Raw genomic sequence first — 12,307 nt, forward strand, 5'->3', positions numbered from 1 at the left:
TCAAGCACAGCGCCTCCACGATGTCCGGTGTCTCCATCCGGCCGGGGCCATGCTCAACGCCGGAACAACAGGAGTACCCATGACGGCCGTCACGCCGCTCACCACTGGACGCCGCCCACCAGCCGCAGGCCGCGCCCGCGCGCGGCAGGGGCGCGTCGGGTGGCTTTTCGTGGGGCCTTTCATGGCGGTGTTCGCCCTCGTGTTCCTCGCCCCGATCGCCTACTCGCTGTATCTGAGCTTCTTCCGCGACCAGTTGGTGGGCGGTACGTCGTTCGTCGGCCTTGACAACTTCCAGCGGGCGTTCGAGGACGAGCAGTTCTGGTCGGCGGTGGGCCGGGTGACCCTCTTCCTCGCGGTGCAGGTGCCCGTCATGCTCGGCCTCGCCCTGCTCATAGCCCTGGCCCTCGACAGCGGCAGGATCTACGGGAAGAGCTTCTTCCGGATCGCCGTCTTCCTGCCGTACGCCGTACCCGCCGTCGTCGCCACCCTGATGTGGGGGTTCATCTACGGCACCCGCTTCGGACTGGTCGGGAACTTCAACGACGCCTTCGGCGTGTCGCTGCCCGACCCGCTCTCGCCCTCCCTGGTACTGGCCAGCATCGGCAACATCGTCACCTGGGAGTTCATCGGCTACAACATGCTGATCTTCTACTCGGCGCTGCGTGTCGTCCCCAAGTCCCTCTACGAGGCGGCCGAGATCGACGGAGCGGGGCAGTGGAGGATCATCACCGCGGTCAAGATTCCCGCGATCCGCGGGGCACTGGTGATCGCGACGATCTTTTCCGTGATCGGCAGCTTCCAGCTGTTCAACGAGCCCAGCATCCTGCAGAACCTGGCGCCGAACGCGATCACCACCTACTTCACGCCCAACTTCTACACCTTCACGCTGTCCTTCTCGGGCCGGCAGCAGAACTACGCGGCCACGGTCTCCCTCGTCATGGGCGTCGTCACGATGATCATCGCCTACGCGGTCCAGCTGCGCGGCATGCGAAAGGAGGCGTGAGCGATGAGCGCCCCTTCCCTCACCGCCGAGCAGACACCCCGGCGAACCACTCACCGTGCCCCGGCACCCCGCCGACGCCACTCGGCGGACCGGCCGCGCCGCAGCGTGCTGCTCACGGTCCTCATGGGCGTGACCGCGCTCTACGCGCTCATGCCGCTGGCCTGGCTCGTCATCAACGCCACCAAGACGCAGAAGGGCCTGCTCGGCTCCTTCGGTCTCTGGTTCAGCGGTGACTTCGCCCTCTGGGACAACATCTCGCAGACGCTCACCTACGACGACGGCATCTTCGTCCGCTGGTTCCTCAACACACTGCTGTACGTGGTCGTGGGGGCGGGCGGGGCGACCTTCCTGGCGGTCCTGGGCGGCTACGGTCTGGCCAAGTTCGACTTCGCGGGCAAGCGCGCCGTCTTCGCCACCGTCATCGGCGCGGTGGCGGTGCCGGCGACCGCGCTGGCGGTCCCCACCTTCCTCATGTTCAGCAAGATGGGGCTCACCAACACGCCCTGGGCCGTCATCATCCCGTCCCTGATCTCACCGTTCGGGCTCTATCTCATGTGGGTGTTCGCCGCCGAGGCCGTCCCCACCGAGCTGTTGGAAGCCGCCAGGATGGACGGTTCCGGAGAGTTGCGGACGTTCTTCCAAGTCGCCCTCCCGCTGCTCACCCCGGGCATCGTGACGGTTCTGCTGTTCACGATGGTGCAGACCTGGAACAATTACTTCCTGCCCCTGATCATGATCAAGAATCCGGACTGGTACCCGCTGACGCTGGGACTGAACGCCTGGAACGAGCAGGCCTCCACCGCCGGCGGCCAGCCGGTCTTCAACCTGGTCATCACGGGCTCACTGCTGACCATCGTGCCGCTGATCATCGCCTTCCTGCTGCTCCAGCGCTACTGGCAGTCCGGACTGGCAGCGGGCAGCGTCAAGGGGTGACCCGTTCCCCGGCCTCGTCGGCCACCGATTCTCCGCACTCCAGGACCGGTTCCTCCCGGCTCTCGGCCTGTGCGGTGTCCCACCCCTGTCCAGCCCCGCACCCCCGTGCGGACGTTCGACGCTTTGTGCACCACCCCCACCACAACGGAGTGAAGCGATTATGAGAACCATGACCAGACGCGCGATGCGTGGCGTCGGCCTGCTGTGCGCGGCCGCGCTGAGCCTCACCGCGTGCGGGTCCTCCGAGGATTCCGGTTCGGCGGACAAGACCGTATCGGGAGGTGACCTCCGCGCAGCCCTCAAGGAGGGCGGCTCCATCACGGTCTGGGCGTGGGAACCGACGCTGAAGCAGGTGGTCAGCGACTTCCAGAAGAAGTACCCCAAGGTCAAGGTGAAGCTGGTCAACGCCGGTACCGGTAACGACCAGTACACCGCCCTGCAGAACGCCGTCCAGGCCGGGTCCGGGGTGCCGGACGTCGCGCAGGTCGAGTACTACGCCCTCGGCCAGTTCGCCCTCGGTGACAGCCTCGAGGACCTGAGCCGTTACGGTGCCGGAGAGTTCGAGGACGACTACTCGCCGGGACCGTGGAACTCGGTCGCCGTCGACGACGCCGTGTACGCCCTGCCCATGGACTCGGGCCCGATGGCGCTCTTCTACAACAAGAAGGTGCTGGACAAGCACCAGATCGCCACGCCCACCACCTGGGACGAGTACCTGGAGGCGGCGCGCGCTCTGCAGGCGGCCGATCCCAAGGCGTACATAACCAACGACACCGGCGACGCCGGTTTCGCCACCAGCATGATCTGGCAGGCCGGCGGAACCCCCTTCAAGACGCGTGGCACCGATGTGACGGTCGACCTCGCCGCCGACAAGGGCGTCACCGCCTTCACCGAGGTCTGGCAGAAGCTCCTCGACGAGAAGCTCCTGGCGCCCGTCGCCAGCTGGAGTGACGAGTGGTACAAGGGCCTGGCGGACGGCACCATCGCCACCCTCGCCACCGGCGCCTGGATGCCCGCCAACTTCGTCTCGGGCGTCGAGTCCGCCTCGGGCGACTGGCGCGCGGCCGCGCTCCCGCAGTGGGAGAAGGGCGGTGAGGTCAGCTCCGAGAACGGCGGCAGCTCCCTCGCGGTGATGAAGGCGGGCAAGAACAAGGACCTGGCATACGCGTTCAACGAGTACGCCAACCACTCCGAAGGCGTCCAGGCCCGCATAGAGAACGGCGCCTTCCCCGCCACCACGGCAGACCTGTCCTCGCCGTCGTTCCTCGACACCGCCTTCCCGTACTTCGGCGGCCAGAAGGCGAACGAGATCTTCGCCCGGTCCGCCAGCCAGGTACCCGAGGACTGGTCCTACCTGCCCTTCCAGGTGTACGCGAACTCGATCTTCAACGACTCCGTCGGCAAGGCGTACGTCTCCGACACCACGCTCGCCGACGGGCTGAAGGAATGGCAGAAGGCCTCCGTCGCCTACGGCAACGACCAGGGCTTCAGCGTCAACAAGTGACGTCCTGCGGCTGAACAGGCCGGCTGGACAGGCACAGGGCGGTCGCCCGAGGGGCGGCCGCCCTGTGCCGTACTCGCACCTCGTACGTATCCGAAAGGATCATCATGACCCCCGCATCCGAGCGCCACTGGCTGCGCATCCCCTCGGACGACCGTCCCGCGCGCTTCGCCTACGGGGCCGACTACAACCCGGAGCAGTGGCCGCGCGAGGTGTGGAAGGAAGACGTCCGGCTGATGCGCGAGGCCGGGGTCACCATCGTCTCCGTCGCCATCTTCTCCTGGGCACGCCTCCAACCGGCCGAGGACCGGTGGGACTTCGCCTGGCTGGACGAGGTGCTCGACCTGCTCCACGACAACGGGATCGCGGTGGACCTCGCCACCGCCACCGCCTCGCCGCCGCCCTGGCTCACCACCCTGCACCCCGAGATCCTGCCGGTCACCCGCACCGGCGAGACCCTCTCCCAAGGAGCGCGGCAGCACTGGCGGCCCACCTCACCCGTCTTCCGCAGATACGCCCTGCGGCTGGTGGAGGCCATGGCCACCCGCTACGCGGACCATCCCGCCGTGGTCGCCTGGCACATCTCCAACGAGCTCGGCTGCCACAACATCTACGACTACTCCGACGACGCCGCCCAGGCCTTCCGTGACTGGCTGCGCACCCGCTACGTCACGCTGGACGAGCTCAACCGGGCCTGGGCCACCTCCTTCTGGTCGCAGTACTACGGGGCCTGGGAGCAGATCCAGCCGCCGAGGCTGGCCGCGAGCCACGCCAACCCGACGCAGCAGCTGGACTTCAAGAGGTTCTCCTCCGACGCGCTGAAGGACTACCTGCGGGCCGAACGCGACGTCCTGCGCCGTATCACCCCCCAGATCCCCGCCACCACCAACTTCATGGTGATGGGTGACACCAAGGGCATGAACTACCCCGAGTGGGCGCAGGAGATCGACTTCGTCTCCAACGACCACTACGCCCACCCCGGCCCGCAGCGCCTGGACGAGCTCTCCTTCTCTGCCGCCCTCACCCACTCCATCGCCCAGGGCAGGCCCTGGTTCCTGATGGAGCACTCGACCAGTGCGGTCAACTGGCAGCCCGTCAACGTCGCCAAGAGCCCGGGCGAGCTCGCCAGGGACTCCCTGGTCCACGTCGCCCACGGGGCCGACGCGGTCTGCTTCTTCCAGTGGCGCCAGTCCGCCGCGGGCGCCGAGAAACACCACTCGGCGATGGTGCCCCACGCCGGCCCGGACAGCGAGGTGTTCCGTGCGGTGACCGCCCTCGGCCGGACTCTGGAGACGCTCACCCCGGTCACCGGCTCCGTGCGGGAACCGGCACGCGCGGCACTGGTGTACGACTGGGAATCCTGGTGGGCCGTCGAACGCGACTCCCAGCCCTCCTCCCTGTTGCGCTACCGCCAGGAGGCACTCGACTGGTACTCGGCCTTCCTGGCCCTGGGCGTCCGGGTGGACGTCGTCACGACCGCGACCGACCTCACCGGGTACGACTTCGTCGCGGCACCCGTCCTGCACGTCGTCCCGCTGGATCTCGCCGGACGGCTCGACGCCTACGTGCGCGGTGGCGGCCACCTCGTCACCACCTACTACTCGGGTGTCGTCGACGAGAACGACCACGTCCACCTCGGCGGATACCCCGGAGCGCTGCGCGATCTGCTGGGCATTCGCATCGAGGAGTTCGGCCCCCTGCGGGAGGGCGAGGAGGTACGGCTCGACAACGGCCTGACCGGCACGCTGTGGACCGACCGGATCGACCTGACCGATTCCGAGGTCACAGTGCTGGCGCACTACGGCACGGGGGACCTGGCAGGGCGGCCCGCCATCACCCGGCGCGCCCTGGAGGGCGGCGGTTCCGCCGCCTACGTCTCCACCCGGCTGGGCACCCACGGGCTGCCCGACGTGCTGCGGCCCCTGCTGGCCGGCGCCGGCGTGCTCAGCGAGCTGCCCGCCGACGTCCGGGGACGGGTGGAGCTGACCGTACGGACCGACGGCTCCCACGCGTACTGGTTCCTCGTCAACCGTACCGATGAGCCCGTCGCGTTCGGGGTGGTGGCCGGAGAGGTCCTCTCCGGCCCCTCGCCGGCCACCGAGGGCGGCCTCGTTCTTCCCTCACGGGGGGTCGCGGTGCTCCGCCTGGCGTCGGGGGCCACACCCTTCCTCGACGCCACCGTGCCGGGGCACGCCGCCGGGTAGCGGGTGTCACCGTGCGTTCAGTGGGCCCCGGGGGCGGTCGCGTCCCCAGGGCCCATGTCCGTCCCGGTACGGCCTCGGATCCTGGTGCGGAGACGACTCCTGGCGGAGCTGAGCCGGTCCATCCCTCCTGGAGGGGCGCACCTGTCATGTGCTCGGCCGAACAGGTGTGCCCGGTATCGATCGTTGAGCTGTCCGGCTGACGCGGCTCAGGCCCACCGGGGATATGGACGAAAGGTCAGGTGTTCATACTTCGCGGACCTGTCGGGTCCGCGAACCGCTCCTCCACTCCAAGGGAGAACGCATGCGCCTGTGCGCCCGCTGGGCACCAGCCGCTCTACTGCTGATCGCCCCCGTGATCGGCAGCACCACGGCGACGGCCGAAACCGGCGAGACTCCTGTGCCGGTGAAGAAGTCGGCCCGGGCCGTGCCCGGTCAGTACATCGTCACCCTCTCTCCCGAGCAGAAGCCGACCGCCATGGCCGAGCAGCTCGGTGTCACCACCCTCTTCACGTACAGCAAGGTTCTGCACGGCTTCGCCGCCTCGCTCACGGCTGCGCAGCTCGAGCAGGTGCGCGGCGCGGCAGGCGTCCAGGCCGTTGAGGAGAACAGCGAGGCCTCCGTCTCGCCGCCGGCCGCCCAGGCGGCACCAGGGAAGCGGGCGATGGCCGGGAGCTGGGGACAGGACCGTATCGACCAGCGGAACCTCCCGCTGGACGGCCTGTACGACGTGGACGGCACAGGGCAGGGTGTGACCGCGTACATTCTCGACACCGGCATCGAAAGCGCGCACAGCGAGCTCAGCGGCCGGGTGGGCGCCGGGTACGACGCGATCGGTGACGGCCGCAACGGTGAGGACTGCAACGGCCACGGCACGCACGTGGCCGGGACCGTGGCCGGCTCGACGTACGGTGTCGCCTCCGGTGCCTCCCTCGTGCCGGTCCGGGTGCTGAACTGCGAAGGCTCGGGCACCTGGGCCGGGGTCATCGCCGGCCTCGACTGGATCGCCCAGAACGCCCAGCAGCCGGCCGTGGTCAACGCCTCCCTCGGCGGTCCGGCGTCCACGGCCGTCGACGACGCGTTCGACGCGCTCGCGGCGCAGGGCACTCTGCCCGTGGTCGCGGCGGGCAACGAGAACCAGGACGCCTGCGACGTGTCCCCGGCGCGCGCCGACGGAGCGTTCGCTGTCGGCGCCAGTGACGACCAGGACCGGCAGGCGACGTTCAGCAACTGGGGCACCTGCGTGTCGCTGTACGCCCCCGGCGTGGACATCGTGTCCGCGAACCTGGGCGGCGGGTCCACGACGCTGAGCGGTACGTCCATGGCCAGTCCGCACGTCGCCGGTGCCGTCGCTCTGTACAGGGAGCAGCACCCCGACGCGACACCGCAGGAGATCTCCGACCGGCTCACCGCGCAGGCGACCCCGGACGTCCTGACGGGTCTGGGCTCGGGCTCGCCCGACCGGCTTCTTCACACCGGCGGTCTCTGACCGCCGGCCGCCTCCCGGAGCGGGGCCCGCATCCTTGCGAGCCCCGCTCTTCGCTGTGGAGCCCGGCGGGCAGCCGCAGTGACATGCGCCTCCGCCGCCGCGGCACAGCTGTCGGGCCCACGGCCTGCTCTGCGTCGTCAACCTCTCGGGAGGCCCGGTCCCGCTCCCCGCACACGACGAGATCCTGCTGACCAGCGCGCCGATGCGCGCCTCCGGGCCGCTGCCCGACGACACGGCGGTCCGGCTGCGCCGGACGCGATAGCGGGGGAGCGATGGCTGCGGCACAGTGGTCGTATGGATGATCTCAACGCTCTCGCCGACGAGCACCTGGCCGCGGCCCGTGCCGACGCGCACGGGCGCAGCGCCCATCTGCTGCTGCGCCAGGCGCCACTGCGGCAGACGGTGATCGCGCTCACCGCGGGTTCCGCCCTCGACGAGCACAACGCGCCGCCCGCCGCGTCGCTGCAGGTGCTGCGTGGTGCGGTCCGGCTCACCGCGGGCTCCGGGGACGTGGAGCTCACGGCGGGCGGGCTGCACCCCATTCCGCAGGAACGGCACGGACTGCTGGCACTGGAGGACGCGGTGGTGCTGCTCACGGCCGTCAACGACTGAGCGCACCTGGAGTACACCCGCGGGACCGAGGCATGAGAGAAAGGGAGCAGCCGGGCCGTCCTGAGGCGTCCCGGTCGTCCGCTCTCCCCACGTCCCCCGGAGTGACCGCGTGCCCAGCAGGACCGACGCCCCCGTCGCGGAACGAACCGAGCCCGTGGCAGGGCGCACCGCGCCCGGGCACTGGCGCACCGCACTGCGCAGGACCCCCGTGTCGCTGTGGAACGACGACCTCTCCGACTGGGCGGCGGCCCTCACCTACTACGCCATCCTGGCCCTGCTCCCGGCGCTCCTCGTCACCGTGTCCGTCATCGGCCTGGCCAACCCGGGCGCCACCGACGCGCTGATCGCCGACATCACGGCCTTCGCGCCGGCCGAGTCCGGAGCGGCGCTCCGCCGGCCCTTGGAGGCGGCCACCCACGAACGCACCGCCGTCTGGCTGCTGGTCGCCACCGGCAGCGTGAGCGCCGTGTGGTCCGCCTCCAGCTATCTGGCCGTGTTCCGCAGGGCGATGCACGCCATGCACCACGTGAAGGACACCAGGCCCGCCCTGCGCCAGGCCCACATCATCGTGGTGTCGGCCATCGGGCTGCTCGTCCTGCTGATGTCCAGCGCCTTCGCCCTCGTGCTCACCGGGCCTCTGGCGCGCTGGCTCGGCCGTCGGCTGGGTCTGGCGCAGGCCGGCGAGACGCTGTGGGAGGTACTCAAATGGCCCGTGCTGCTCTGCCTGGTCGCCTGCCTCATCGTCGTCCTCTTCAGCACCGGTCCGCGCTCCGCGCGAAGCGTGCGGCAGGCACTGCCGGGCGGAGTCCTCGCCGCGTTCCTGTGGCTGATCGCCTCGGCCGGCTTCGCGCTCTACGCGACCCACATCGGGAGCTACAGCCGGCTGTACGGCTCGCTGGCCGGCCTGGTCGTCTTCCTGATCTGGATCTGGTTCACCAACCTGGCACTCGTGACCGGTGCCCAGTTCAACGTCGAACTGGCCCGCGCGGAGGGCCGGCAGGAGGGCGAGGCCCACTGAAGCGCCCCAGGGCCTTGTGGGAGCGCTCCCAGGTATGAAGGATGGGGCGATGACCCGGACCGCGTACGTACGTCCCTACCGGCCCACCGATCAGGAGGCCCTCGCGGACATCTGCGTCCGCACGGCCGACAACGGCGGTGACAGCACGCATCTGTATCCGGATCCCGGGCTGATGCCCGCGCTGTTCGCCGCGCCCTACGCGCACCTCGAACCCGAGCTCACCTTCGTCCTGGACGACGGTTGCGGCCGCGCGGTCGGCTACGTCCTGGGGACCGCGGACACCCGGCGGTTCGTGGGCGCCTTCCGCGAGATCTGGCTCCCCCGGGTGGCGGACCGCTTCCCCGAGTCCGAGGGAGAGGCCCGGACGCCCGCCGAGGCGATGACGGCGCTCCTGTACCGCCCGGAGCGGATGATCCTTCCGGAGCTGGACGGGCACCCCGCGCACCTGCACATCGACCTGCTGCCGCCGTGGCAGCGCAGGGGCCACGGCAGGCAACTGATGCGGGCGTTCCTGGACGCGCTGCGGAAGAAAGGCGTCCCGGCCGTGCACCTGTCCATGCTGACGGCGAACACCCCGGCCAGAGCCTTCTACGACCGGCTCGGATTCCAGGTCCTCGACGTATCCGACCCCGGGCCGCTCACCTATCTGGGGCGCTCCACGGAGGGTGTCGAACCGATGGGCTGGGCAGGTAGTGGTTGGCGAGCCCGGAAGAGGGCCGAGGCCGCAGGTGCGGAGGGGTGAGAGGTATGACGGAGCAGGAGCAGGGTGCGTGGAGTTTCACGGACGACCGGGGACAACTGGTGGTGGCGGACGGCAGGCCGTCCCGGGTCCTCGCGTACGTCCAGGCGGGAGCGACGCTGTGGGACTACGGGATACAGCCGGAGGGGATATTCGGCTCGGGACACGACGGGGCGGAGCCCGACCGGGCGAAGACCGGCACGCTCCCGCTGGACGCCGTGGACTACCGGGGCGCGGGTGACGACCTGGACGTGGACACGCTGTTACGCGGCAGGCCCGACCTGGTCGTCGCGGTCACCTACGGCCACGGCCAGCTCTACGGACTGGACCCGGACACCGCGAAGCACCTGGAGGAGCGCGTCCCGGTCGTCGTGATCGACGTCGGCCAGGCACGCACCCTCGACCGGGTCGCCGAGCGGTTCGCCCAGCTCGCCCGGGCGCTCGGAGGCGCTCCGGTCCCGGCCGCCGCGGATGAACTGCGAGCCGCCCGTGCGCGGCTCCACGCCGCCACCCGTGCCACTCCCGGAGGGCCCAAGGTGCTGGCCCTCTCGCCGGCGAGTCAGGAACAGGCGTATGCCGGCCGCCCCCAGATGTGGCCCGAGCTGCGCGTCCTGGCCGAGCTGGGGGTCGACCTCGTGTCCCCGCCCGCGGGGGCCGGGGTCAACTGGGCCACCCTGCGATGGGCGGACGTGGCGGCGCTGGAGCCCCGCGTCGTGCTGGCGGACACCCGGTCCAACGCGGTTCCGCTCGACGAGATCGCCGCCCCCGCCTGGGAGGCGGCCGGGCGCGCCGCGCGCATCGTGCCGTGGAACCCGGAACCCCTGTGCAGCCCGCAGGCCCGTGCGCGCTTCCTCGCGCTCGTCGCTGACGCGGTGGAGGGGGTGACGGGCGACTGAGCAGGATCACCGGAAACATGTCCGCGAGAACTGTTCGGAGCGGTGCCGGCGCCCTCCCGGCTGCCGCCGTGGACAGCGACGCCACACATAGCGCACGTGGCCCCGGGCGCGATCCGGCGGCACAGAAGGCGCTCACCGACCGCTGCGCCTGAGGCCGCTCGGCCTGCTGCGGCTAACGGCCCCGCCACCGCGGGCGAACCGCCGGTCAGGACGGGGGAGTCGTCGGCCTCGACCGGCGAGCACCCGCAGGTGCTCGCCGCGTACGCCTCCGTCGCCGAGGCGGAGCACCGCGACGGACGCGAGCGCCGCCGGCAGGCCGTGCACTACGTCACCTCGCCGGGCGACGCGGCCGTGCCCCGCCGGCTGCCCGGAGCCGTCGCGCCGTGGGCGGCAGCGCTGCTGTGGTCCGCCGCTGAGCCGCCGCCCCGCCGACCGGTGCCGCCACCGTTGACGTCGACGGCTGACCCCTGCTCCGTACGGACGTCCCGGATCGCGCGTGGGCGCGCCCTTGGAAAGGCTGGCCTGAAGCCGGGAACCGAGATCCCCGTTCTCCCAGGAGCAGACATGCAACAGGACAAGCACCCGTCGTACCGTCCCGTGGTCTTCCGTGACCGTTCCGCCGGGTACGCCTTTCTGACCCGCTCCACCGCGTCGAGCGAGCAGACGATCGACTGGGACGACGGCAACAGCTATCCCGTCATCGACGTGGAGATCTCCGCCGAGAGCCACCCGTTCTTCACCGGCAGGGCGCGGGTCGTCGACACCGAGGGCCAGGTCGCCAAGTTCGAACGGCGCTACGGCGACGAAGGGCGCGGCGAAGCCTCCTGAGCCCCGGGGCACCACGGTTCCCCGGGCACGGGCAGAATCGGCGGCAGTGTGCCTCGTCACCGTCGCGCCCCCGGGGCGCGACCGCCCGCGTCCTCCAGGAGCCCCTGCCCATGCCCGACAGCCCCGACCTGCTGGTCATCGGTGAATGCGTCGCCGACATCGTCCGGCTGCCGGGCACGCCGGACCGCATCCATCCCGGCGGCAGCCCCGCGAACGTCGCGTACGGCCTGGCCCGCCTCGGCCGGAGCACGACCTTGGTCACCCAACTCGGCCCGGACCCCGGCGGGCGGCTTGTCCGGGACCACCTGGCCTCGGCCGGGGTGCGGATCCTCGACGACGGGAGCGGTGCGCCCACCCCGGCCGCCACGGTGGACCTCGACGACCAGGGCCGGGCCGCTTACACCTTCGAGATCACCTGGGCGCTGGGCCCGGTGCAGCTCCGGGAGCCGCCCCAGCATGTCCACACCGGATCGGTCGCCACGGCCCTGGAGCCCGGCGCGGACACCGTTTTGCACCTCGTCCGGTCGCTCCGGGGTGCGGCGACCATCAGTTACGACCCCAACGTGCGGCCCGCGCTGATGGGAGAGCACGCCCCTGCCGTGGACCGGGCGGAGCGCTGCGTGGAGCTGAGCGACATCGTCAAGGCCAGCGACGAGGACCTGCGCTGGCTGTATCCGGACGAGGCCCCGGAGGAGGCCGCCGAACGGTGGCTGGGTTCCGGACCGGCTGTCGTCCTGGTCACCAGGGGCGCCGGTGGGGCGACGGCGTTCCTGCCGGGCGTGACGGTGAGCATCGGCGCACCGCCCGTACGGGTCGTGGACACGGTGGGCGCGGGCGATGCGTTCATGTCGGGCGCCCTGCACGCCCTGGCCTCGCACGGACTGCTCGGAGCAGCAGGCCGCGCACGTCTGCGCACCCTGGACGCCGCCGTCCTGGACGACGTGCTGCGCCACGCCGTGGCCTCGGCCGCGGTGACCGTCGCACGGGCCGGCGCGCTGCCTCCCGACGGGCACGAGCTCGCAGCGGCTCTGACCAGCATGCCCGTCCCGGAGCGGTAGGGCGGCCAGGGTGTCCTCGCCCGTACCGC

The 12,307-nt window shown here is 70.8% G+C and carries 11 protein-coding genes; all 11 read left to right on the forward strand.

Annotated features, from left to right (window positions below):
- Positions 1–79: 79 nt before the first annotated feature.
- The 11 genes from ACFYSH_RS13890 to ACFYSH_RS13940 all read left to right on the forward strand — a co-directional run bounded on the left by ACFYSH_RS13890 (position 80) and on the right by ACFYSH_RS13940 (position 12,278).
- The gene (locus tag ACFYSH_RS13890) at positions 80–1,003 is read left to right on the forward strand and encodes a sugar ABC transporter permease (protein ID WP_359468414.1); all 924 of its coding nucleotides are present in this window, start codon (positions 80–82) and stop codon (positions 1,001–1,003) included.
- Between the two features lie 3 nt (positions 1,004–1,006).
- Entirely contained in the window at positions 1,007–1,936 is a 930-nt protein-coding gene (locus tag ACFYSH_RS13895) for a carbohydrate ABC transporter permease (RefSeq protein ID WP_359468416.1), read from the forward strand.
- Between the two features lie 160 nt (positions 1,937–2,096).
- Positions 2,097–3,440, forward strand: coding sequence for an ABC transporter substrate-binding protein (locus ACFYSH_RS13900; protein ID WP_388752472.1), 1,344 nt, complete (start codon positions 2,097–2,099; stop codon positions 3,438–3,440).
- Between the two features lie 104 nt (positions 3,441–3,544).
- A complete protein-coding gene (locus ACFYSH_RS13905; protein ID WP_359468421.1) occupies positions 3,545–5,641 on the forward strand; it encodes a beta-galactosidase in 2,097 nt (698 codons plus the stop codon).
- Positions 5,642–5,942: 301 nt separating this feature from the next.
- Complete coding sequence (locus tag ACFYSH_RS13910) at positions 5,943–7,127, forward strand: S8 family peptidase (protein ID WP_388752475.1); 1,185 nt, start codon at positions 5,943–5,945, stop codon at positions 7,125–7,127.
- Between the two features lie 294 nt (positions 7,128–7,421).
- Complete coding sequence (locus tag ACFYSH_RS13915) at positions 7,422–7,739, forward strand: cupin (RefSeq protein ID WP_359468426.1); 318 nt, start codon at positions 7,422–7,424, stop codon at positions 7,737–7,739.
- 109 nt (positions 7,740–7,848) lie between these two features.
- Complete coding sequence (locus tag ACFYSH_RS13920; protein WP_359468429.1) at positions 7,849–8,757, forward strand: YihY/virulence factor BrkB family protein; 909 nt, start codon at positions 7,849–7,851, stop codon at positions 8,755–8,757.
- Positions 8,758–8,806: 49 nt separating this feature from the next.
- Positions 8,807–9,499 (forward strand): GNAT family N-acetyltransferase, encoded by a 693-nt coding sequence (locus ACFYSH_RS13925; protein WP_388752478.1) that lies wholly within the window; start codon positions 8,807–8,809, stop codon positions 9,497–9,499.
- 5 nt (positions 9,500–9,504) lie between these two features.
- Complete coding sequence (locus ACFYSH_RS13930; protein WP_359468434.1) at positions 9,505–10,392, forward strand: ABC transporter substrate-binding protein; 888 nt, start codon at positions 9,505–9,507, stop codon at positions 10,390–10,392.
- A gap of 564 nt (positions 10,393–10,956) precedes the next feature.
- Entirely contained in the window at positions 10,957–11,220 is a 264-nt protein-coding gene (locus ACFYSH_RS13935; protein WP_359468437.1) for a type B 50S ribosomal protein L31, read from the forward strand.
- A 110-nt stretch (positions 11,221–11,330) separates the two neighbouring features.
- Positions 11,331–12,278 carry a carbohydrate kinase gene (locus ACFYSH_RS13940; RefSeq protein WP_359468440.1) on the forward strand — a complete coding sequence of 316 codons (948 nt, stop codon included), beginning with the start codon at positions 11,331–11,333 and terminating at the stop codon, positions 12,276–12,278.
- The last annotated feature ends 29 nt before the right edge of the window (positions 12,279–12,307 follow it).

This window comes from Streptomyces sp. NPDC005791 (assembly GCF_042871485.1).
GTDB lineage: Bacteria > Actinomycetota > Actinomycetes > Streptomycetales > Streptomycetaceae > Streptomyces.